Origin of the sequence: Nocardia transvalensis, from assembly GCF_015477765.1 — a bacterium.
GTDB classification, from domain to species: Bacteria; Actinomycetota; Actinomycetes; order Mycobacteriales; family Mycobacteriaceae; genus Nocardia; species Nocardia transvalensis_A.
Genome location: NZ_JADLQQ010000009.1, coordinates 99,469 through 120,643 on the forward strand (window position 1 = coordinate 99,469; position 21,175 = coordinate 120,643).

A 21,175-nucleotide genomic window follows, 5' to 3' on the forward strand; every position below is an offset into this window, starting at 1 on the left:
CGGCGTCACCGGCCCTCCGTCTCTTCGCGTGCCGCAGCCAATCCGATGACGAGCGTACGTGCGGCGAACCGCACCAGATCGTCCCACGTGTAGTCGTGCATCGTCTGACGCACGCTGGTGAATTGGTCGGCTAGGCCGGTGACGGTCGACCACAGCAGCGCCATCGCCAGGCCGGCGTCGATATCATTGCCGGGGCCTCGGAATCGCTCCAGAGTCTGTTGGATCGAGCCGATCACCCGGGCCGCCGCTGCCATCAAAACCCCGCCGACATCGGGATCGACCCGGGCGTCCCCGGCCAGGACGGTCCAGATATTCAATTCCCGTCCATATACCCGGTACATGTCGAGATACTCGGTTGCCACCGCGACGAACAGGTCTTCCGGATCCTCGCAGCTGCCGCAGACCGGCTCGATGACCGCAGCGAACTCGGCCAGCCGCTGGGCGTACAGCGCGGCGTACAACGCTTCTTTCGTCGGAAAATAGGTGTAGACGGTGCCCAGGCTGATCCCTGCGCCTTTGGCGACATCGCGCATCTGCAACGCCGTATAGCCATGTTCGGCGAGCAACCGCCGACCCGCGGTCAGGATATCCCGCCGCCGACCGTCTCGATCACCCCATTTGGTCGCCATTGACCTGCCAATCCGAACATAACCGGATATGAACAAGGTTCATAGTTGTCGCCAACGCATCGGAAGTCAACGATGAAGCGAACTCGTGGCAATCGGTGTCGTAGTACTTCGGAAAATCAAGAGTTCGGACGTCAACATTGCGTAAGGAAAGTCCGCAGCGGATAATCCGGTTGCGCAGCTCGGAGGCGTCACAGGGGAGGCGTGAGATGTCCGGAAAGCTAGACTATTTCCGCAGGGCGGCACCCATTTTCAGCTTTGTATCTGTTCGCACCCACACTCACTCTCGAGGAAAGGTTCGGCATGACTACATCGACGATGTTGCCTCGCGGCCGCGAGGTGCTTCGTGATCCGCGATACAACCGGGGTACGGCATTCACCGCCGAGCAGCGCGCGGCTTTGGGGCTCGATGGGCTCTTGCCCGCCGCTGTTCTCTCGCTCGATCAGCAGGCGGCTCGCGCCTATGAGCAGTACGGGCGACAACCGGACGATCTGGCGAAGAACACCTACCTCGCCGCGCTGCGCGACCGCAATGAGATCCTGTACTACAAGCTGATCGAGCAGCATCTCGAGGAAATGCTTCCGGTGGTCTACGACCCGGTGATCGCACAGGCGATCGAGCACTTCAGCCACGAATTCCGTCGGCCCGACGGTGTGTACCTGTCGATCGACGACATCGACGGGATCGAGCGCGCGTTCGGCAACTACGGTCTCGGCGCCGACGATGTAGACCTGCTGGTGGCGACCGATGCCGAGGAGATTCTGGGCATCGGGGACTGGGGCGCGAATGGGATGGACATCTCGATCGGCAAGCTGGCCGTGTATACGGCCGCGGCAGGCATCGACCCCGATCGGGTGATTCCGGTGATGCTCGATGTCGGCACCGATCGTGAGTCGTTGTTGAACGATCCGGTGTATGTGGGCAGGCGGCACAGCCGCACCCGCGGGCCGCAGTACGACGCCTTTATCGACGCCTACGTCGAGTGTGCGAGTCGCCTGTTCCCCAAGGCGCTATTACATTTCGAGGATTTCGGTCCGTCCAATGCCCGGCGGATTCTGGAGCGGTGGCGGGACAAGGCGTGTGTGTTCAACGACGATATGCAGGGCACCGGTGCGGTCACCCGTGCGGCGGCCTTGGCCGGGATGCGGATATCGGGCACGCGAGCGAGCGAGCAGCGGGTGGTGGTATTCGGCGCGGGAACCGCCGGTGTCGGGATTGCCGATCAGCTGCGGACGATCATGGTGCGCGACGGCCTGTCCGAGGATGAAGCGATGCGACGAGTCTGGCTGGTCGATAAGCAAGGGCTGCTCGTCGACGACATGACCGACCTGCGCGACTATCAGAAGCCGTATGCCCGACCCCGTTCGCAGGTTTCCGGCTGGGACACAGGAAAGATCGACCTTGCCACGGTGGTCGACCGGGTCCGCCCGACCATCCTGGTGGGCACGTCGACGGTGGGTGGTGCCTTTACCGAACCCATCCTGCGAACGATGGCGAAATACGTCGAGAGACCCATGATCTTCCCGCTGTCCAATCCCACCGAACGGATCGAGGCGCGGCCCGCCGACGTGATCCGCTGGACCGACGGACGCGGACTGGTTGCCACCGGAACCCCGTGGGAGCCGGTCGATTTCAAGGGCACCACGTTCCGGATCGGGCAGGCCAACAACTTCCTCGTCTACCCTGGCATCGGGCTGGGCACCATCGTCTCCGGCGCCGCGCATGTCACCGACGGCATGCTGCTGGCGGCCTCGGAAGCGATCGCCGGTCTGGTAGAGGCCGGAAAACCCGGTGCGGGCCTGCTACCGAATGTGACGAATCTGCGCGAAATGTCGGCGACGGTCGCGGTCGCGGTCGCCGAACAGGCCGTAAAGGACGGCGTCGCCAAGCCTTTGGCCGATCCCGTCCAGGCGGTCCAGGACGCGATGTGGCATGCCGCCTACCGTGCGCTGGAGCTGTCATGACCAGCGTCAAGGAGCCGCGCCTGCGCACGATGCCGATCGGCACAGGGGAAACGGGCACCCGGAACGAACACGATTCGATGGGCGAGATCCAGGTTCCCGCAGAGCACTATTGGGGAGCTCGGACCCAGCGTTCACTGATCCACTTCTCCATCGGCGACGACCACATGCCCAAGGCCGTCTACCACGCCGATTGGAGCTCGCCATGCAGGCGTGCCACCAGATCGCCGCCGGCGGCACCGCGGTCGGAACCGGCCTGAACACCGCTCCCGACTTCCCCGAGCAGATCGCCGCGAAACTCGCCGAGCTGACCGGACTTCCGATCGTGACCGCGCCGAACAAGTTCGCGGCGCAGGGCTCACTGGATGCGATGGTGGCGGTGAGCGCCGGGTTGCGCGGGGTGGCGGTGGCGTTGATGAAGATCGCCAACGACATGCGCTGGCTCGCTTCGCGTCCCCGGGCGGGCCTGCACGAGCTGACGCTGCCCGCCAACGAGCCGGGATCGTCGATCATGCCCGGCAAGGTCAATCCCACCCAGCAGGAGGCCATGGTCATGGTCTGCCTACAGGTGATCGGTGAGGACTCCATCGTCGCCGCCGCCGGCGCCCAGGGCAATTTCGAGCTCAACGCCATGCGCCCGATCATCATCGACAACGTCCTGCACTCGGCGCGCATCCTCGGCGATGCTTCGGAGAAATTGCGCGAATTCGCTATCGAGGGAGCCGATCTCGATCGGGACAAGATCGGCGAGTACGTCGGCCGCTCCCTGATGCTCGTCACCGCGCTCAGCCCCACCATCGGCTACGACAAGGCCTCCGCGATCGCCCACAAGGCCGATCGCGACAACAGTACCCTGCGCGAGGCAGCCCTTGCCCTCGGTGTGTCGGCGGTCGACTTCGACCGCATCGTCGACCCCACCCACATGGTCGGCGATCCTCGCCGCGATCTGGGCCTCGAATCGAAGACGGCGAAATCATGACCAGGGTACCGGGGTTCGTGCTGGTTGCCGCGGCAGTTTCTCTGTTGCTGAGCGGATGTGCCGTCGAAGCGGAGACTCCCGAAACAACCCCTTACGGAGGGCATTTCATTGCGAAGATCGACAACGGCGTTGTCTTCGATCTGCGATTCACGCCGGACGGGAAACAGTTGACCTACAGGTACCTGGCCGGTGGAGAAGGAGAGGAGACCGTGGACCCGGTGATCGCAAAGGTGGGTGAACAGACCTACCTGATCACCTGGTTCGAGCCGAAGACCGGCTACACCGTCTCCCATGTCGAGAACTACAAGTCCGGCAAGATCGATCTGACCTGGTCGTTTCCGAAACCGGACGGCGGTCATGGTCTCGAATTGCACACCGCGACAATCGAATTAGCAAAGTAGGAGTAGCCATGCAGACCTCCGATTCCACTCTGCGGTGGACGGCGACCCGGACTACTACTGCGGCCTGCGCCCGGTGGTCGCGAGCGGCAGCGGAATCGATGCGCTTCGCTTGACCCGCGACCACCTGGCAGCGTTCAACGACGCGGACGCGCGAACAAGGAACAGCGCCGAACTGATCGAGGCAATGCGGCAGCACTCCCCGCATCTCGTCGGCGTGAGCAATCTCGAACTGAGCGCCGAGGTGGTGAAGCATGAAATGCCCTGGGGCTGACATCGCCCGAGCCGTCACGACATTCGCCGCGCTCACGGCCATCGCCGTGGCATCCGCGCCGGTCAGGGCAACGCCCGCGGACGGTGTCACGGGAACCACCTCGGCCCGCATCACGATCGGCGACACGGATTACGTGCTGCGGCAGATCACCATCGCACCGGGCGGTTCGACCGGCTGGCATTTCCACGACGGCACGGTGTATGGGCTGGTGCGCGAGGGAACGTTGACCCATTACGACTCTCGCTGCACCGTGGACGGAATCTATTCGCCCGGATCGTTCGTCGTCGAGACCGGCGGACCCGGCTATGTCCATCTCGGCCGCAATCCGGGCAGTGAGCCATTGGTACTGGACGCGGTCTATGTTCTGCCGGCCGGCAGCCCGCTGGCCGAGGATGTGCCCAACCCGGGTTGCGACTTCCGCTGACGGAGATCGGACGGCTCGGTTATCCGGTGCTGGTGCCGATGAAGTCGATGACGGCCGTGGTGGTGGCGGACGGGCGGCCGTCGTTCTGGTGGGGTGCGGCGGTGAGGACGTCGAGGTGGGTGTAGCCGATGCCGACGGCGGCGTCGCGTGGGCGGAGAGGGGGCGTGCCGGGGCTCAGGAATTCGCCGATGGGGGTGAGCATTTCGAGGGTGTCGTTGACAGTCCCGGCGGTGCCGTAGACGAATACCGCGGGCCGCCGGAAGGGGCCGTCGGAGTAGTCGACGTCGATGCTGCTGTTCAACTGGGCCATGGGGAAGAAGGGGTCGAAGAACATCGCGGGGCCTTCGAACAGTTGCCGGGCCAGGTGGCGGATGTCGGTGTGCTCGCTCTGCGGGGTCGAATAGACACGCCCGGTGAGGTCGGGTGCGGCGGGATGGTCGTAGTTGTTCCAGGTGTACAGCGCGTTCGGGTCGGCGGGTGCCACCTTGCCGAAGCCGAGCAGGGTCTTCTCCAGTGGTTCACCGATGACCGGTAGTGGTCGGCCGACGAAGGGCGTGTCGGCGAGTTCCTCGGGCACGAACAGGTATTTCTCCCGCAGGGGTCCGCCGCCGAGGCTGCCGAAACTCATCTGCGCGGCGGCGACCGGCATCGAGTTGTTGTCCAGCAGCGCACCCAGCATCGCGGCGTTGGTGTACCGGAACGACCGGACGTCGGGGTTGTTGGTGATCAGGTGCAGGTGGTCGGCCGCGAACAGGCCGCGGATGATCAGTTCCAACGTCGGGGTGTGCGGCAGCATACGCAGCAGCTGGGATTCGTCGTCGGGCTGGAAATAGGCGCCGATCGCGGCGATGGAGAAGACGGTCATGATGTCGGCGAGGGCACCGCCTGCCAGCGGAATGTCGTCTGCTGTCGGCATCGAAACCGCTTGCGCCCGTTGGCGTCCAACGGTACTGACCAGATTTGCGAAGCCGGTGCCGATGTCGTCGGACGCTGTCCTGGCCCTCGGGTCGAGCGAAGGGGCGGTGAGAGTGCTGTCCAGCACGATGAAACCCGCGCATTGGGCGAACCCCGGGTCGGGGTTGTCCGGGCGGCCGAATTCGGTACCGGCGAAGTATCGGAGATTCGTGGCGCCCAGGGAATGTCCGCCGCAGAAGACCTTCTGTGACCTCTGCTGCCGATCCGGGAAGGCATCGGCTATGGCCGTGTGCCAGTCCCGGTTCTGCTGGGCGAAGTCGACGGCCGTCATCGCGCGGGTCGCTTCCGGTGTCGGCCAGCCAGCGAATGTCTTTCCGTGGACGGGCTTTCGGTGGAAGTAGTAGTCGACGGCCACGCGATAGTCCTCGGCTTCGATCGCGGCGTCGAGCCCGGCCCGATCGAAGTAGCAGCCCGAGCGGCGTTGCATACCCCAGAACTCGACCGTTCGGCCGCGGTCGTAATTGCGTCGCACGAGTTCCGCCGCCAGCGAATCGAATTGGGCCGGACCGCTGAGCACACCGGGCATCACCGTGACGACGGCGTCGGTGTCCGCCGAGCGCCGTGGCCCGCCGGAGGGCCGGTATCGCAGGTAGGAGACGTAGTCGCAGGCGGGCGGGCGCGGGCCCGCCTCCGGCGGCAACGGCGAGTACAGCCGGACCCAGCTGGTGGATACTCCGGGCCAAGCGCTGTTCAACGCCTGCTCCACGCGCTGACCGTCCACCGGTGCGGCGTGTGCGGGTGGCGTGGCCATGATCTGTGCCGACAACAGGATCGGACAGGCGGCCACACTGGCCCACAACAGTTTGTGCCTCATGGCGTACCCCGAGGGGGAGTAGGAAACACTGATGTTTCCTACACGCTAGCAGTGGTTTGCGCCCTGGGCCACCGATTCCCTTGTGCAAAGCGAATTTTGGATCACCTACCGCCCGCCGGTGGCGGGATGTCGGCCAGCAGCAGCGCGTTCACCACACCCAGGATCGTCGGAACGATGTCGGGCAGGCGCTGGGCGTCGTGGGCGCGCAGGTGGGTGGCCAGCAGGCGGGTGACGGCGCCCACGATCGCCTGCGCCGCCTGTTCGGACAGTTCGGCGGGCAGATCCGGTCGCATTCTGCGTGCGGCCGTGACGAATTCGCGCAAGGCCGCGGCGGCCCGGGACAGAAACTGTTCGTATTGATCCTGGATCTCGCCGCCCGCCTGAGGCGCCGCGATCAACAACACCCGGGCGAACGCCGGTCTGCCCGCCAAGGTCTCGCACAGCGCCCGCCACCCTGCGGTGATCCTGGCCTCGCGGTCGGCACCGGCATTGGTCGCCGTCACGACCTCGACCATCATCCGCTCGAACCCGCTCTGCAGCGCGGCTCCGAAACACGCGTCCTTATCGGCGAAATGCTCGTAGAACGTCCGCCGGGACACCCCGGCCCGTGCGATCACATCGGCGACGGTGGCGGCCCGATATCCCTTCTCCGCAACCACCTCGATGATCGCGTCGAACATCCTCGACCGCTGCGACGCCAGCACGGTCTCTCGATCGAGCTTGTGCGGCCCTTTGGGCAACGCCCGCTGAACCGACCCGTCCGACCTGTTACCCACCCGCCAACGGTACTCAAAATCAGTCGATGGCGATGAAGACGTTCGTCGTTACGGTGAACGCGTGCGCGGCGTGGGTGGTTGTGCGGTGCCGCCTCGGCCGAGGCGCGTATCAGCCGGGGATGATCCGGCCGGTCAGGTGGTCGAGGGTGAGGTGGGTGTGCAGTCGCACGCCGGTGGACAAGACCGCGTCGTCGGCGTAGAAGGCGGGGTTGTGGTTGACCGCCAGGCCACGGCCGCCGGGGATCGGTTGGGGCGAGCCGTCGATCAGCTGGGTGTCCTGCGCGCCGAGAAGCACATAGAGGCCGCCGTAGGTGTTGACGAAGTAGGACACGTCGTCGTAGCCGAGTGTGGGTGTGACCTCGACAAGTTTGTCGGGGCCGATGACACGGGTGAACGTGGGCAGTGCCGAATCCACCCACCGCGGTTGGTTGTTCACCGCGGGTACCGGCTGCAGGAAGCTGGTTTGCGCGATACAGCCGTGGGCGCGGGCGATGTGGTCGGCGGTGCGATCGATGAGCTCCTGAGCCCGGTCCATGGTCGACTGGGCCACGCAGCGGACGGTGCCCCACAGTGTCACCGTCTCGCCGATGATGTTGAACCGGCCCACATCTTCGATATGGCCGATGGAGATGGTGACCGGCGCGAAGGCGTCCATCTGCCGGTAGAGCTGACCCGTCGCCGAGATGATGTCCGCGGCCGCGGGCATCGGATCGATGCCCTGCCAGGGCGTGGAGGCGTGCACCTGGCGACCGGACACTACGATCTTCACCATGCAGGATGCGCCGAACTGATTTCCGGCCCGGTATCCCACGTGGCCCAGGGGATAGGGGGACACGTGGTGGCCGTACACCATTGTGGGCCTGGGGTGTTCGAGTGCCTCCTCGGCCATCATCTGTGCCGCGCCGCCGGTTTCCCCGGCCGGCGGGCCCTCCTCGGCGGGCTGGAACACGAACAACACCGTGCCCGGCAGCCGATCCCGCACCTGTGCAAGAACACTCGCGGCGCCCATCAGCATCGCGGTGTGACAGTCGTGCCCGCAGGCGTGTGCGACCGGGAACGGCCCACCCGGATACTCGGTGTCGATCACCGTCGAGGCGAACGGCACTCCCGAGGTTTCCCTGACCGGCAGTGCGTCGATGTCGGCCCGCAGCGCCATCGCTCGGTTGCCGGGCTGATCGCCCTCGAGGACACCTACCACACCGTGCCCGGCGATACCGGTGCGTATCTCGGTCAGCCCCAGTGTGTTCAGGTGATCGGCGATGAATCTCGCGGTGTCGGTCTCCCGGTTCGGCAGCTCCGGGTTTCGATGCAGATGATGCCGCCAGGTGATGACCTGCGGCTCGATCTGCCCGGTGAGCCGATCCAGCTCCTCGTGCAGGCCGTCTTTCGGTGTCGCCATCGCAACTCCATTCGATGGTTGGTGAGCGGCGAGTTTCATCGGGTATGGGTGGTCAGGAACTGGTCGAGGACGCCGTAATTGATCTGGCTGGGCCAGCTGCCCCAGAACAGGTTGTAGCCGTGTTCGGCGAAGGGCAGCAGGACGGTTCGATGCGGCACGCCCACGGTGGCGAGCCGTTCATCGAGCAGCGTGGCTTGGCCATGGGGCACAACGTGATCGCTGGTGCCCTGCAGTTGCAGGGTCGGTGGGAGGCCGGGCCGGACGTAGGTGAGCGGGGAGGTGGCGTGGTAGGCCCCGGGGGCGGTCTCCGGGGAGCCGCCGAAGACCTGGGACTCCACCGGCCCGGCCACCGAAGGGCTGCCGGAGTCGACCATGAGGCGGGCGGTGTCGCTCGGGCCGTAGAACGAAACCACCGCCCGCACAGGGTGTTCGGCCACCGGGCAGGACGGCGGGAACGTACCGGTGCCGGTGGTGTAGGCGGCCAGGAGTGCCAGATTCCCACCGGCGGAGGCACCGGCCACGGTGATGTTGTTCGGGTCGATGCGGAAGCGGTCGGCGCGCTGGGCGACCCAGCCGATCGCACACTTGACATCGGAGGTCTGCTGATCCCAGCGCGGGGGTGGGGACAGGCGGTATTCGATGTCGAAGACGGTATATCCGCGGTCGACGAACCACTGAATCTGTCCGGGTAGCTGGTTGCGTCCTCCCTCGACCCAGGACCCGCCGTGCACGAACAACAGTGCGGGAGAGTCGGTCTCGGTTCGCGAGGGTCGACGCACATCCATCCGCAAGGGTTCGCCGTCGACGGTGGCGTACACCTCGGTCAGGTCCGGCGGTCTCGTCACCGGTCCGGTGCCGAAGTAGGTCGGCAGCGACAGGGACACCTGGTTCGCCGCCGCCACCCGCACGGCCCAGCCCCACGGCACCACCGCACCCGTCAGCGCCGACGCGCTGACCAGCGCGACGCCGATGGTGGCCGCCCGCCACCGCAGCCGCCACGACAGGACCGCCAACACCGCTCCGATGATTGCGGGGAGCAGCAGAGCCAGGGAGAACGAGGTGACCAAGAGCGACACCTGCCAGCCGCGTCCGGTAGGCAGCGTGGGGGAGAGCACCGCGGCCACCGCGATCACGACCACTGCGGCCCACAATGCGGTACCACCACCGAGTAGCCCGCGGCCCCATCGAGTCCGCGGCCACCGCCTCTGCTCGTGCGGCGGAACCGGCACTGTCGCAGCCTGTTCCGTCTTCGATTCCATCATCGCAGTCCCTCTCGGCATGCCACATCCGTCGCTCAACGACAGGTGGATGCCTGGTTCGTCGCCTCGGTCAATTGCTTCCAGTCGAGGGCGCGTTTGAGGATCTTCCCGGTGGCGCCCTTGGGAAGTTGGTCTGTGAAGGCCCATCGGTGTGGCACCTTGTAGGCCGACAACCGCTGTTTCGCCCACGCCCGCAACTGTTCCGGGTCGATCCGACTGCCAGGGGCGGCGACCACGACCGCGGCGACCTCTTCGCCGTAGTGGTCGTCGGGCACGCCGATCACGGCCGCTTCGACGATGTCGGGATGCTGGTAGAGCACCTCCTCGACCTCGGCCGGATACACGTTGTAGCCGCCGCGGATGATGAGATCCTTTGCACGGTCGACGATGTAGAGGTACCCGTCGACGTCGACACGGCCCAGATCTCCCGTCCTCAACCAGCCGTCGGCCAGGGTGTCGGCGGTGGCGTCGGGGCGGTTCCAGTAGCCCTTCATGATGTTGGGACCGCGTAGGAAGATCTCACCGACCTCATCGACGGGTAGTGCATTGCCGTCCGGGTCACGAATTTCGGCCGACGTCCCGGGCAGCGGTTTACCCACCGATCCCACCCGCTGCCTCCCGAAGGGATTGAACGTGGCCACGGCGGCCGATTCGGTGAGTCCGTAGCCTTCGACGATCCTGCAGCCGAAGCGCTGCGAGAAGGCGCGGAGCACCTCCCCGGGCAGCGCCGCCCCACCCGACACCGCCAGCCGCAGACCGGCGAAATCCTGGGGCCCGTAGCCATCGGTGGTGTGCAGCATGGCATTCCACATCGTCGGCACGCCCGCGACGACCGTGAGCCGGTGATAGCGAATCGTGGCGATCATGGCCCGCGCATCGAAGGGCGACACCATCGACAGTGAGGCGCCGGAGTGCAGTACGGGCAGCAGGCAGGCGGCCTGGCCGAAGACATGGAACAGCGGCAGCCCGGTTCCGAACCGCTCGCCGGGGGCGAGCCGGAAGTGGCAGGCGAAGGTTCGTGCCGCCTCGATCAGATTGTCGACCGTGAGCTCGACACCCTTGGGCTTACCGGTGGTGCCGGAGGTGTAGAGCAGGACCGCGGTGTCGTCGCCGCGCCGCGGCACCGGTCCGGTCACAGGCCGTGCGGTATCGGAGCCCGCATCGGGTGGGAGAACCCGGAACGGGATGTCCCGCTCGGCCGCCGCGCGGTCCGTCGCATCCGGTGCGTCGTGCCAGGCAATGGCGAACCGGGCGCCGGAATCGTCGAGCACATAAGCGATTTCGGGTGCGGTCGCCATGGTGTTCATGGTGATGACGACCGCACCGATCAACTGCGCACCCAGATAGGCGACGACGAATTCCGGGACGGTCGGCGCTACCAGCAGCACCCGGTCACCGACGGTGATACCGGACGCTCGGAGCATGGCGCCGTAGGCGGCGCTGCGGCGCGCCAGTTCGCCGTAGCCGATTCGCTGGTCCACGGTGCGCAATGCGGCAGCGTCCGGACTGTCGATCGCGTTCTGCCAGAAGCGATCCGCGACATTGGGCAAGGTTCCTCCCGGAGAGATCGATGGTGGTCAGGGCTGTGCGGGAGCGACGACCACGGCCGGTCGTGGCAGCACGGTCTCGGGGAGCACCCAGGCGCTGCCCAGCGTGCACAGCGCCATGAGCATCAGGAAGGCGGACACCGCCGCCGTGCCGCCGGTGGCCGCCAGCAGCGCGGTCATCACGAACGGTGTGCCGCCGCTGACCAGGACCGCCGCCAGCTGATAGGCCAGCGTGACCCCCGAATAGCGGATCCGCGGCTCGAACATCTCGGCCAGGTACGCCGCCACCGGCCCGTACACCAGGCCACACCCGGCGGTGCCGACCAGGGCGGCCAGCACGACGGCAGGGAACGAGGCGGTGTCCACCAGCCAGAAGTAGGGGAATGCCCAGGCCGCCAGGATCGCCGCGCCGGCCAGTATGAGGGGGCGGCGGCCGTGCCGGTCGGACAGCGAACCCGAGAGGTAGATGACCGGAACAGCCAGGGCGGAGATGGCCAGCGACACCATCAGCAGGTCGTGGCGGGCCAACCCGAGCTCGCGGACGCCATAGTCGAGGATGCCCGCGATGTTGATGTAGAAGGCCGCATTGCAACCGAACAGGAGACAGGCGCCGAGTAGCACCAGCTTCGAATGTTCGCGCACCACTTCGAGAACCGGCGCTGGGGCGACCGCGGCGGAGGTGTCGGCGGCGCGTGCGTGCAGTCGGCGGAACTGCGGCGATTCCTCGATGCGCAGCTGGATGAACAGCACCACCGGGAACAGCAGCGCGCTGGCCAGGAACGGGATGCGCCACCCCCACTGGTCGAAGGACGGCCCCTGGACCAACCGGCCCACCAGCAGGAATACGCAGGTCCCCAGCAGCAGGCCGATCGGCACGCCCAGCTGTCCGAAGGTTCCCGCCCGGCCCTTGCGGTCCGGCCGGGTGGTCTCGGTGAGCAACAGGGTGATTCCGCCCCACTGGCCGCCCACCGCGATGCCTTGCAGAAAGCGCAAGGCCACCAACAGGATCGGCGCCGCCACCCCGATGCGCTCGGCGGTCGGCAGCAGGCCGATGGCACAGGTCGCCAGCGCGACCAGCGCCAGGCAGGCCACCAGCGCGGGCTTACGCCCGAACCTATCGCCCACGTGCCCGAACACCAGCCCGCCCAGCGGCCGCGCGATGAAGCCCGCCCAGAAGGTGCTGAACGACAGCAATGTCCCCATCAGCGGCGAGGCGCTGGGGAAGAACAGCGTGCCGAAGACCAAGGCCGCTGCGGTGCCGTAGATGAAGAAGTCGTACCACTCGATCGAACTGCCGATCAGGCCCGCGGCCATGAGTGTGCGCAGCTTCCGCTGGTCCGCGGTGGTGGAAGGAGTCGACTCCGATGTCATGGCAATCTCCGGGTGGTGGCGGGCCGCCAGGGCGCGCGGGGCATGGGACGGGCCTGCTCGAGTTGCGCGGCCACCGGCAGGATCGTGGTCTCGCCGTTGGGCGGCCCGACCAGCTGCACCGCCAGCGGCAGGCCGTCCTCGCCGATCCCCACCGGAATGGAGGCGGCAGGATTGCCCGCGACGTTCCAGATCGCGGTGTAGGTGATCATCGGGAAGCATGCGAGGGTCGCCGCCAGGCTGCCCTTCCCGTCCAGGACACCGATGCGCGGGGGACGGATCGCAGTGGCCGGCGTCAGGAGCAGGTCGTAGTGGTCGAAGAGGCGATTGAGCTTGCGGGCCAGCGACTCTCCGGCGCGGATCGCCCACTGCACCACCGGCCGACGCGCCCACATCCCCGCCCGGAGTGTCTGTCTGGTGCGGCGCTCCAACAGCTCCGGGTGTTCGACCACGGCCGCCTCGGCGCGCACGCCTCCGTAGAACTGCGCCAGCAGTGCCGATGTGGCGTCGGGATAGTGCGGGTCGACCTCGTCCACCTGGTGTCCGAGGCCGGACAGCAGCAGGGCGGCCGTCTCCAGCGCGTGCACGTGCTCCGGATGCGGCGTCAGCAGCGGAGTGGTCGTTTTCGCGGAGAACCCGATCCGCAACGGGCGCGGCTTGCACGCGGCGTCCACGAATGACATCTCCGGCTCAGGGGCGCGAAATCGATCGCCGGGTACGGAGCCGCGGATGACGTCGTACACGAGGGCGCTCTCGAGCACGGTGTGGGTGAGCGGACCGGTCGTTCCCAATGCCGACCACAGCGCCCTCATCGGCGCGGGGGACACCCGGCCCCGCTGCGGTTTCAGCCCGAACAACCCGCAGCATGCGGCGGGGATACGGATCGACCCACCGCCGTCGCCGCCCAACGCCACCGGCACCAGCCCGGCGGCCACGGCCGCCGCCGAGCCGCCACTCGAGCCTCCGGGAGAACGCGTGGGATCCCACGGGTTTCGCGTGACGCCGTAGGTGCTCGATTCGGTGAACGGCCACTGCCCGAACTCGCTCATGGCGGTCTTCCCCACGATCACCGCCCCGGCGGCCCGCAGTCGGCGTACCACTTCGGCGTCGGCGCGCGCCGGTGTGTGGTTGGCCCGGGTACCGAAAGTTGTTGTGGCACCGGCGACGTCGATCTCCTCCTTGACCGCGACCGGGATGCCGTGCAGCGGTCCGAGCGGCTCGCCCGATACTCGCTGCCGGTCGCGTTCGGCGGCCTCACCTCGCGCCTCGTCCCGCAGCACAGTGGTGAACGCACCCAGCGCGGAGGCTCGATCGATGGCATCTACGGTCGCGTCGATCAGTTCCGCCGCGCTCAGTTCGCCGGATGTCAGCGCGGCGCGCTGCCGGACCACGCCCGCAGCTGCGATCTCGTTGTCGGTCATAGGTTTTCGCCGTCAGTCGAACAGGTCGGGTTGTTCGCGGCTGATCTGCTGATACAGCGGCTGGAATTGGATCCACCCGGCCAGGCTGCTGCCGACCTGCTGGTGCGTCAGTGCCGCGCTGTCGGGGTCGATCGGCACGGGTTGGCCGGCGGCCTTGGCGAGCAGCTGGACCTGGCAGGAGCGTTCCATCGTGATGAACCACCAGGAGGCGGCGTCCACGGTGTCGCCGACGGTGAGCAGGCCGTGGTTGCGCAGGATGACGGCCTTGTGATCGGCGAGGGCGGCGGCGATGCGCTTGCCCTCCTCGAGGTCGGTGACCACCCCGGTGTAGTCGTCGAACAGGCCGTGGTCCCGATAGAACGCGCAGGCGTCCTGGGTGATCGGCTCCAGTCTGTCGCCGAGCGTCGACAGCGCGCGCCCGTAGGTGGAGTGGCTGTGGCAGGCGGCCACCACGTCCGGGCGGGCCCGGTGCACCTGGGAGTGGATGGCGAAGGCGGCGTCGTTGACCGTGTACCGGCCCTCCACCACCTCGCCCTGATGGTTGACCAGGACCAGGTCGCTGACCCGAATGTGCTTGAAGGACATGCCGAACGGGTTGACCCAGAAGTGATCGGTCAGCTCCGGGTCGCGTGCGGTGATGTGCCCGGCCACGCCTTCCTCGAACCCGAACTTGCCGAACAGTCGAAACGCGGCGGCGAGTCGCTGCTTGCGGTGCCGACGCTCGTCCGCCACGGTGTCGAACGAGGGCGGCATCGGCACGCCCGAAAGTGCCTTCTCCAGGATCTGCTCGGTATCAGGCATCGGAAACCTCCTTGTCGAGCATCTGCTGTGCCTATCGATGACCAACTACAACACCTGTCGTCCGCCCCCATCTAGGCTGTTTGGAGACAGTGCTGACCCTGTTGGTTGTCCGAAACCGACAATGGGGATGGAGTGATCGTGAAACAGGTGACGAGTAACCGAGCGCGGGCTCGGCTGATCGAACACGCCCGCGAGCCGGCCGTGGCGCAGACCATGGTCCGAGCCATGGTGCGGGCCTCGCGCGAGGCGTCGCCTCCGATCGCGGCCTTACCGGAGGAGGAGATCCGCCGCCACGCCCGGGTCCTGTTGCGGGGCATCGTGACCGACGACAGCACGCCGAGCGAGGAGGTCCTGGCCGCGGCCGAACGCCTGGGCTCGCAGCGGGCTCAGCAGGGCATATCGATAGAAGCCCTGCTGGACGGGGTCCAGGCCAGCCTGTCCTGTATGAAGCGGATGCTCATCGAGCAGGGGCACGCACTGGCGGTCCCGCCACAGGCACTGCTCGATGCCGTCGTCCACCTCGACCAGATCGGCACCGTGGTGGTGCACCGTATCGTGCACACCCACCGCGAGACCGAGCTGAACCTGGCGCGCACTCGAACCGAGCGTGAAACCCAAACGCTGCGACAGCTTTTGCACGGCGAGCAGACCTCCTCGGGCGTGCCACTCACCGCGTCGGCCACCTATCACTGTGTGGTCAGCGATATCAGCGATCCGACCGTCGCGGGACGCCTGGCGACCGCGCTGATGGCCGGTGGCACGGGACTGAGCGGGCTGGTCGATGGGCGGCTGGTGGCCTTGGTTGCCCGGTTGCCTCGGCTCGGCGACGACTGCCCGTTACTCGTGGCGGCTCCCGCCGCCCGGCCCGCACAGGTGGCCCCGCTGTACGAGCTCGCCCGCCGGGCGTTGCGGGCAGGTCATGCGGCAGGGCTGTCCGGACTGCGCAAGCTCACCGATCTGGCCTTGCTCACCGCCACCCACAATCAGCCGGAACTGGGCGGAATTCTGGCGTCGCAGCTGCTCACCGGCCTCGATCCCACCGACCCGTTCCACGGCGATCTCGCCGAGACCGCGCTGGCCTACCTCGACCACCGCGGCCGCATCGAACCCACCGCCCTCGCGCTGCACATCCACACCAACACCGTCAAATACCGCTTACGGCGTTTCAGCGAACTCACCGGCCACCGCCTGACCGGCCCCGACCACACCACCGTTGCCGAGACTGCACACCAGTGGTGGGCACTGCAACACTGGCTGTTTCATTCCCGCCGCGGGCTAGGTGCTCCCCGAGCCGTCCACGGCGGTGCCGGGCTGCGGTAGCGGGACGAGGACGTCGGGGTGGGAGGCAGCGGACAGGTACGCGATCACGAGTTGGAGCTTCAATCAAAACTCTCCTTATGATTCGGTGATGCTCGAATCCCGGCACATCAAGACATTTCTCGAAGTCGTTCGCAGTGGGTCCTATTCGGCGGCTGCGCGCAGCCTCGGATACACCCAGCCGGCGATCACCCAGCAGATGAAGGCATTGGAGCGGGAAGTCGGCATGCCGCTGTTCACCCGGATGGGCCGTGGCCTGCAGCTGACCGAGGCGGGTACGGCGCTGGCCCGGCACGCCGAGATCATCGTGAGCGATCTGGCGGCGGCGCACAACCAGCTGCGCGCGCTCGCCAAACTGGAATCCGGGCTGGTCCGGCTGTGCGCCTTCCCCAGCGCGAATGCCACATTCGTCCCGAGGGCGGCGGCCAATCTGCTGGCCGATCATCCGGGCATACGGGTGGAATTGCAGGAGGCCGAGCCCCCCGAGTCGCTCTGGCGGCTCAACCGCGGCGAGTGCGACATCGCGCTTGCCTTCACCTATCAGGAGTCGCACGCCGAGCCGTCGGCCGAGGTCGTCCGGATCGCGCTGATGGAGGACCTGCTGACGGTCCTGCTGCCCGCCGGGCATCCGCTCGCCCGCCACCACAGTGTGCGGCTCGGGGACCTCGCCGAGGAGCGGTGGATCGCAGGATGCCCGCGATGCAGGGCCAATCTGCTGCATCTGTGCGCCGAGGAGAATTTCGTGCCGGACATCGTGTTCACCACCGACGACAACCTCGCCGTTCAGAGCCTGGTCGCGGCGGGAGTGGGGGTGGCGCTCATGCCCGCGCTGGTGCTGTCGTTCCTGTGCCACCCGGAGGTAACGGGGCGCGTCCTGGCAGGACGGCCGACGCGCCGGGTCTCCGCATTCGTCCTGGCCGACCACCGGCGTGTTCCGGCCGTCGGTCTCGTGCTGGACGAACTCGAGACGGCCGCGGCCGCGCGCATCGGTTGCTGAGGTCCCCCGTCACCCCTATCCATAAGCGGCTCTTGGTAATTGACCAAGAAGTCGTCATTGGACGTTATATGTAGGTCGGCTCGACACTGCAGTCATGCCTGCGCTCGCTGACTCCGTCACCACCAGAAGGACCGCACTCCTCGACGAGCTGATCGAATCGGTGCGCCGGATCGTACGGCGCGGCCTTGCTCCCCAGCCGACGGCCGAAATGGCCGGGCGGGCACTGGAACACGTCCTGGGCAAGCCCGGCCTGCTCACCCCGGAGCAGTGCGAAGGAGACCCGGATCGCTACCGCCAGCACGTCTTACACGCCGAAGAGGACGGCAGCTTCTCGATCGTCGCACTGGTCTGGCTGCCCGGCCAGCAAACCTCGATCCACGACCACGTGTCCTGGTGTGTGGCGGGCGTGCACGAAGGCCAGGAGAGCGAGCGCCGCTACCGGCTGGTGCCCGACGGCCCGGCCTGCCGCCTGGTCGTGGTCGGCGACGTGCTCAATCCGGTCGGGGCGGTCTCGGCATTCGCGCCGCCCGGCGACATCCACCGGGTCCGCAATGCCGGTGAGGCCAAGGCGATTTCGATCCACCTGTACGGCGCGGACATCTCCCGGCTCGGCACCAGCATCCGCAGGGTCTACGCGGCGCCGGTCGAGGAAGCATGAGTCAGCGGCTACGCCCGCCCGCCTCCTGGTTCGCGCCGCAGTTTCGCTCGGCCTTCCTCCCGGCCGGCGGCGCCACGGGACTGGCCGTTGCCGCCGTCGGTGTCGGTTCGGCCACGCTCATCCACTACCTGTTCCCGATCGCTCCGGTGCCGACGGTGGCCGTGGTGCTGGGCGTGGTCGCGGCGCATCTGCCGGGGTTGCGGCCGTTCGTGCGGACGAGTGCCCGTGCCGGACTGAGCATCGCGTCCAAGCAGGTGATGCGGCTGGCGATCGTTCTGCTCGGCCTGCAACTGAGTGTCTCCGATGTGATGAGGCTCGGCTGGGCGACGGCGGTGATGGTGCTGACCGTGGTGGTCGTGACGTTCCTCGGCACGCTGTGGCTCGGTCGCCGGATCGGGCTGCCGGGCGACCAGCCGCTGCTGGTCGCGACCGGCTACTCGATCTGCGGCGCTTCGGCGATCGGCGCCGTCAGCCGGGTGTCGGGCAGCCGCGAAGAGGACGTCGCCGACTCGGTCGCTGTCGTGACGCTGTGCGGTACGCTCGCCATCGCCGTGCTACCCCTGCTCCAACATCCGCTCGGCCTCGGCGAACAGGCCTTCGGACGCTGGGTCGGCGCGAGCGTGCACGATGTGGGACAGGTGGTCGCGGCGGCACAGACCGCGGGCGCCGCCGCCCTGAGCGCCGCGGTGCTCGTGAAACTCATGCGGGTCGTGCTGCTCGCGCCGCTCGTCGCCCTGGTGGCCGCCCACCGCCGCGCCAGCGGAGCCCATCCGGAAGGTGGCGCCCGCCCACCTCTCGTACCGCTGTTCGTCGCGGGCTTTCTCGTGATGATCATGATTCGCAGTACGGGGCAGGTCCCGCCCGAGATCCTGGAGTTCGCCAATGCCGCACAGGGTCTGCTGCTCGCGGCCGCTCTGTTCGGCCTCGGCGCGATGATCAACCTGTCGACGATGACACGCACGGGCGGTCGGATGGCCGCACTCGGACTCGCCTCGTGGGTGACCATTGCCGCCGTCTCCTACGCGGGCGTGCTGCTCACCACCTGATTCGAGGGCACCGGCATAGGGTTTGGTCATGACGAGCAACCCGTTCTTCGAGCGCAGCACGCTTCCTTACGAACTGCCGCCGTTCGCCGAGATCGACGGGGAACACTACCTGCCCGCGTTCGAGCGCGGCATGGCCGAGCACCTGGCCGAGATCGCTGCCATCACATCCGGCGACGAGGAGGCCACGTTCGCCGATACCGTGGTGGCACTGGAGCGTTCGGGGGCGCTGCTGACCCGGGTGTCGAAGGTCTTCTTCAATATCACCGGCTCGGATGCCAGTGCGGGTACCGATGCGATCGAGGCGGAGATCTCGGCGCGGCTCGCCGCGCATCGGGACGCGATATATCTCGATCGCGATCTGTTCACCCGAATCGAATCGCTCTATCGGCGCCGCGACGAACTGGGCCTGGACGCCGAGGAACTGCGGCTGCTGGAGCAGTATCACATCCGGTTCGTCCGCTCCGGCGCTCGGCTGGACGCCGCCGGGCAGGCCCGGCTACGGGAACTCAACGCGGAACTCGCCACGGCGGCAACGGAGTTCAAACACAACGCCCTGGCCGACACCAACGCCGCGACGGTGATCGTGCACAACGTGGAGGAATTGGCCGGGCTCGGACCGGCAGCGGTGGCCGCCGCGGCCGAGAACGCGCGGTCGCTGGGGCACGCGGGGGCATGGGCGCTGAGCCTGCAGAACGTCTCCAACCAGCCCGTCCTCGCCGAACTGGCGAACCGGGACCTGCGACGGCGGGTGATGGCGGCGTCGCTGGGGCGTGGGCTGGGTGAGGGCGGGCGCCTCGCCGTCCGGATCGCCACCTTGCGCGCCGAGCGAGCACGGCTGCTCGGCTACCCGGACCATGCGACGTACGAGGTGGAGAATCAGACCGCGAAGACCACCGACGCGGTCGAGGAGATGCTCGGGCGGTTGGTTGCACCGGCGGTGGCCAACGCGCAGCGCGAGGCGGCCGAGTTGGCGGCGGCGATGCGGGCGCATGGGTCCGATGCCCTCGGGCAGGATGCCGAACTCCGCTCCTGGGACTGGCAGTACTGGTCGGAAAGGATTCGGTCCGAACGGTTCTCGGTGGATCTGGAGGTGCTGCGGCCCTACTTCGAGCTCGAGCGGGTGCTGCGGGACGGGGTGTTCTTCGCCGCCGAGCAGGCCTATGGGATCACGGTTCGGGAGCGCCGGGACCTGGTCGGTTATCACCCGGAGGTCCGGGTCTTCGAGGTATTCGACGCGGACGGCGAGGGATTGGGTCTTTTCCTCGGCGACTTCTTCGCCCGGCCGTCCAAACGCGGCGGGGCCTGGATGAACGAATTGGTCAGCCAGTCAAGGCTCGTGGGGACACGTGCCGTGGTCGTCAACAACCTCAATATCGTGAAGCCGCCGACGGGCGAACCGGCACTGCTCACCTGGGACAACGTCAGGACCCTGTTCCATGAGTTCGGGCACGCGCTGCACGGGTTGTTCTCGGATGTGCGCTACCCGTTCTTCGCGGGGACCGAGGTGCCGCGGGACTTCGTGGAATTCCCGTCGCAGGTGAACGAGATGTGGATGACCCGGCCCGAGATACTGGCCAACTACGCCAGGCACATCGAGACCGGTGAGCCGATGCCCGCCGATCTGGTCGAGCGCACGGCGGCGGCCGAGCGGTTCGGCGAGGGCTTCCGCACGGTCGAGTATCTCGGTGCGGCGCTGTTGGATTGGGCGTGGCACCGCGTGCCCGATGCGCAGGTGCTGAGCGGGATCGACACCGAGGCATTCGAGGAGCAGGCGTTGCGGACGGCGGGTCTCGCGATGGAGGCTATTCCGCCGCGATACCGGACGGGCTACTTCCAGCACATCTTCTCCGGCGGTTACGCGGCAGGCTACTACTCCTACATTTGGAGCGAGGTTCTGGACGCGGATGCGGTCGAGTGGTTCACCGACGGTGCCGCCACGATCCGCGAGAAGGGCGAGGTGTTCCGGCGCGAACTGCTGTCGCGGGGCGGGTCGGTGGACCCCCTCGAGGCGTTCGAATCCTTCCGGGGCCGGGCGCCCGAGATCGAACCGCTCCTGATTCGGCGTGGACTGGCCCAGTGACTCATCGGGCCAGCGGCTTACCAGCGGGCAATTCGCCCAGCAACCGTACAGCGT

The 21,175-nt window shown here is 67.2% G+C and carries 20 protein-coding genes; 12 read left to right on the forward strand and 8 right to left on the reverse strand.

The window, feature by feature from the left end; genetic code table 11:
* Positions 1–5: 5 nt before the first annotated feature.
* Positions 6–629, reverse strand: coding sequence for a TetR/AcrR family transcriptional regulator (locus IU452_RS26050; RefSeq protein WP_195111810.1), 624 nt, complete (start codon positions 627–629; stop codon positions 6–8).
* 300 nt (positions 630–929) lie between these two features.
* On the opposite strand from IU452_RS26050, the gene IU452_RS26055 reads away from it, so the two are divergent.
* From IU452_RS26055 to IU452_RS39635, 7 genes are read left to right on the forward strand one after another with little or no spacing between them, the layout of a single operon-like run.
* Positions 930–2,591: an NAD-dependent malic enzyme gene (locus tag IU452_RS26055; protein WP_195111811.1), complete on the forward strand. Its 1,662-nt coding sequence runs from the start codon at positions 930–932 to the stop codon at positions 2,589–2,591.
* Positions 2,588–2,848 (forward strand): hypothetical protein, encoded by a 261-nt coding sequence (locus IU452_RS38405; protein ID WP_228818771.1) that lies wholly within the window; start codon positions 2,588–2,590, stop codon positions 2,846–2,848. The genes IU452_RS26055 and IU452_RS38405 overlap by 4 nt, the downstream gene beginning before the upstream one ends.
* Positions 2,794–3,567, forward strand: coding sequence for a lyase family protein (locus tag IU452_RS26060; RefSeq protein WP_228818772.1), 774 nt, complete (start codon positions 2,794–2,796; stop codon positions 3,565–3,567). Before IU452_RS38405 ends, IU452_RS26060 begins: the two co-directional genes overlap by 55 nt.
* A 17-nt stretch (positions 3,568–3,584) precedes the next feature.
* On the forward strand, positions 3,585–3,968 hold the full coding sequence (locus IU452_RS26065) for a MoaF-related domain-containing protein (RefSeq protein ID WP_195111812.1): 384 nt from the start codon (positions 3,585–3,587) through the stop codon (positions 3,966–3,968).
* 34 nt (positions 3,969–4,002) lie between these two features.
* Positions 4,003–4,239 (forward strand): hypothetical protein, encoded by a 237-nt coding sequence (locus IU452_RS26070; protein ID WP_195111813.1) that lies wholly within the window; start codon positions 4,003–4,005, stop codon positions 4,237–4,239.
* The gene (locus IU452_RS26075; protein WP_195111814.1) at positions 4,220–4,663 is read left to right on the forward strand and encodes a cupin domain-containing protein; all 444 of its coding nucleotides are present in this window, start codon (positions 4,220–4,222) and stop codon (positions 4,661–4,663) included. Before IU452_RS26070 ends, IU452_RS26075 begins: the two co-directional genes overlap by 20 nt.
* On the forward strand, positions 4,632–5,198 hold the full coding sequence (locus IU452_RS39635; protein WP_416382373.1) for a hypothetical protein: 567 nt from the start codon (positions 4,632–4,634) through the stop codon (positions 5,196–5,198). The genes IU452_RS26075 and IU452_RS39635 overlap by 32 nt, the downstream gene beginning before the upstream one ends.
* Positions 5,199–6,553: 1,355 nt before the next feature.
* Here IU452_RS39635 and IU452_RS26085 read toward each other — a convergent pair.
* The 7 genes from IU452_RS26085 to IU452_RS26115 form a co-directional block, all read right to left on the reverse strand.
* Positions 6,554–7,228 carry a TetR/AcrR family transcriptional regulator gene (locus IU452_RS26085; protein ID WP_195111816.1) on the reverse strand — a complete coding sequence of 225 codons (675 nt, stop codon included), beginning with the start codon at positions 7,226–7,228 and terminating at the stop codon, positions 6,554–6,556.
* A gap of 109 nt (positions 7,229–7,337) precedes the next feature.
* Positions 7,338–8,627, reverse strand: coding sequence for a M20 metallopeptidase family protein (locus IU452_RS26090; RefSeq protein WP_195111817.1), 1,290 nt, complete (start codon positions 8,625–8,627; stop codon positions 7,338–7,340).
* 35 nt (positions 8,628–8,662) lie between these two features.
* Positions 8,663–9,766 carry an alpha/beta hydrolase gene (locus IU452_RS38410; protein ID WP_324192826.1) on the reverse strand — a complete coding sequence of 368 codons (1,104 nt, stop codon included), beginning with the start codon at positions 9,764–9,766 and terminating at the stop codon, positions 8,663–8,665.
* A 155-nt stretch (positions 9,767–9,921) separates the two neighbouring features.
* Positions 9,922–11,436: a long-chain-fatty-acid--CoA ligase gene (locus IU452_RS26100; RefSeq protein ID WP_195111819.1), complete on the reverse strand. Its 1,515-nt coding sequence runs from the start codon at positions 11,434–11,436 to the stop codon at positions 9,922–9,924.
* A gap of 27 nt (positions 11,437–11,463) precedes the next feature.
* Entirely contained in the window at positions 11,464–12,804 is a 1,341-nt protein-coding gene (locus IU452_RS26105; protein WP_195111820.1) for an MFS transporter, read from the reverse strand.
* Complete coding sequence (locus IU452_RS26110) at positions 12,801–14,222, reverse strand: amidase (protein WP_195111821.1); 1,422 nt, start codon at positions 14,220–14,222, stop codon at positions 12,801–12,803. Before IU452_RS26110 ends, IU452_RS26105 begins: the two co-directional genes overlap by 4 nt.
* A gap of 12 nt (positions 14,223–14,234) precedes the next feature.
* On the reverse strand, positions 14,235–15,023 hold the full coding sequence (locus IU452_RS26115; protein ID WP_195111822.1) for a class II aldolase/adducin family protein: 789 nt from the start codon (positions 15,021–15,023) through the stop codon (positions 14,235–14,237).
* 147 nt (positions 15,024–15,170) lie between these two features.
* Between IU452_RS26115 and IU452_RS39290 the strand changes: the two genes are divergently transcribed.
* From IU452_RS39290 to IU452_RS26140, 5 genes are all read left to right on the forward strand, one after another.
* Entirely contained in the window at positions 15,171–16,343 is a 1,173-nt protein-coding gene (locus IU452_RS39290) for a PucR family transcriptional regulator (RefSeq protein WP_324192828.1), read from the forward strand.
* Between the two features lie 88 nt (positions 16,344–16,431).
* Positions 16,432–17,337 (forward strand): LysR family transcriptional regulator, encoded by a 906-nt coding sequence (locus IU452_RS26125; protein ID WP_195111823.1) that lies wholly within the window; start codon positions 16,432–16,434, stop codon positions 17,335–17,337.
* Positions 17,338–17,431: 94 nt separating this feature from the next.
* On the forward strand, positions 17,432–17,995 hold the full coding sequence (locus IU452_RS26130; protein ID WP_195111824.1) for a cysteine dioxygenase family protein: 564 nt from the start codon (positions 17,432–17,434) through the stop codon (positions 17,993–17,995).
* Complete coding sequence (locus IU452_RS26135) at positions 17,992–19,041, forward strand: YeiH family protein (RefSeq protein WP_195111825.1); 1,050 nt, start codon at positions 17,992–17,994, stop codon at positions 19,039–19,041. The genes IU452_RS26130 and IU452_RS26135 overlap by 4 nt, the downstream gene beginning before the upstream one ends.
* Positions 19,042–19,069: 28 nt before the next feature.
* Positions 19,070–21,121, forward strand: coding sequence for a M3 family metallopeptidase (locus IU452_RS26140; RefSeq protein ID WP_195111826.1), 2,052 nt, complete (start codon positions 19,070–19,072; stop codon positions 21,119–21,121).
* The last annotated feature ends 54 nt before the right edge of the window (positions 21,122–21,175 follow it).